The sequence below is a fragment of the Methylophaga pinxianii genome (assembly GCF_020447225.1).
In the GTDB taxonomy this organism is placed as follows: Bacteria; Pseudomonadota; Gammaproteobacteria; order Nitrosococcales; family Methylophagaceae; genus Methylophaga; species Methylophaga pinxianii.
In genome coordinates this window covers 1-1,375 of the sequence record NZ_JAJAEO010000081.1, presented here as the reverse complement: position 1 = coordinate 1,375, position 1,375 = coordinate 1, and the positions used below count along the sequence as shown (strand labels likewise).

Sequence of the window (1,375 nt, the reverse complement as noted above, 5' to 3'; positions counted from 1 at the left end):
GCGGTGATGACCCCCAGGTTGATCACCACGTCGTTGGCCGAGAATATCCAGCTTGCCTTCATGTGCGCCCCGCCTTCCCGATGTTTGGATATGAGCAGCAGACAACTGGTATTGGCAATCAATGCGACGAATGCGATAGCCATCATCACCAGCGATTCAGGCTCACTACCGAATACAAAGCGTCTCACCACCTCTACGAGCACGCCCACAGCCAAGATCAGTTGCAGTACACCAGCAAGATGCGCGGCACGTACCTGCATTTTCACGCTATGTCCAACCGCATAAAGGGCAAGCCCGTACACCGCCGCATCGGCAAAATTGTCCAGGGATTCTCCAATCAGGCCGGTGGACTGGGCGATCAGACCGGCAGTCATTTCCACCACAAACAGAAGTGCATTGATGCCGAGCAACCAGCGCAGGGTCCCGGATTCTTGCTTAGCAGAAGCTGCCGAAAACTCGGCGGCCTTGATGGTCTCCGGATTTGCAGCGACGGTTTCCTGAAGCGAGGCGCCTAGCCCCAAGGTCTTCAGTTTCGAGGTGACGGGCTCGACCTCACCGTCATGCACGACCTTCAGCCGGCGGTTCGACAAGTCGAAGGACAGCGCCCGAATCTCCTCAAAGCCGTTCAGGGCTAGGCGAATCATTCGTTCTTCTGATGGACAGTCCATCTTCGGCACGGCATAAACACTGACCCATCTCCCTGGCGCCTCGGAGGAGGCCTGTATATCGGTATCCGCTGCGGACGTTGCATCACCGCCACAGGCGCCACCACAGGATTTGCTCATGATACGACTCCACTTGAACAATGTTGTGGTACCATTTAAAACTATAAAGCTACTATAAGGTCAATAGAGTAAAGAATCCGTTGGGGAGGAGGCTGATGCGCATTGGTCAGTTGGCGCAGTTGGTAGGGGTCGAAACACAGACGATCCGCTTCTATGAACAGCAGGGCTTGTTGCCGCCGCCTGATCGGCAGGACAACGGTTACCGTGTCTATACCGAGAAGCATGGTGAGGGGCTGGCCTTCATCCGTCGCTGCAGAATCCTGGGCCTGTCACTGGCTGAGATTCACGAACTACAGAGCTATCAGGACGACCCTCATCAGCCTTGTACCGCCGTCAACGCCTTGCTCGATGATCACATCTCTCATGTGCGGTCGCAGATAACCGCTCTGCAAGCGCTTGAGAAACAACTCGTTTCACTGAGAGCGAGTTGCAACGATGACCGGGAAGTTGAGGCGTGTGGGGTTCTTGCTGGAATTAGCGAAGGAAACATGCACCAGCAGTAGGTGAAGCATCAACCAGATAATCCGATGAGATGCCGGTCTGTCTCACTCTCATGCAAAGGTAAGATCAACCATTTAATCCGCTTACCC

The 1,375-nt window shown here is 54.7% G+C and carries 2 protein-coding genes; one reads left to right on the top strand and one right to left on the bottom strand.

Annotation, left to right across the window (positions count from 1 at the left end; all coding sequences use genetic code 11):
* The coding region (locus LGT40_RS00415) for a cation efflux transmembrane domain-containing protein (RefSeq protein ID WP_226069668.1) at positions 1–785 on the bottom strand (785 nt) is incomplete at its 3' end.
* A gap of 95 nt (positions 786–880) precedes the next feature.
* Between LGT40_RS00415 and cadR the strand changes: the two genes are divergently transcribed.
* The gene (gene cadR / locus LGT40_RS00410) at positions 881–1,288 is read left to right on the top strand and encodes a Cd(II)/Pb(II)-responsive transcriptional regulator (RefSeq protein WP_004364961.1); all 408 of its coding nucleotides are present in this window, start codon (positions 881–883) and stop codon (positions 1,286–1,288) included.
* Positions 1,289–1,375: the final 87 nt, after the last annotated feature.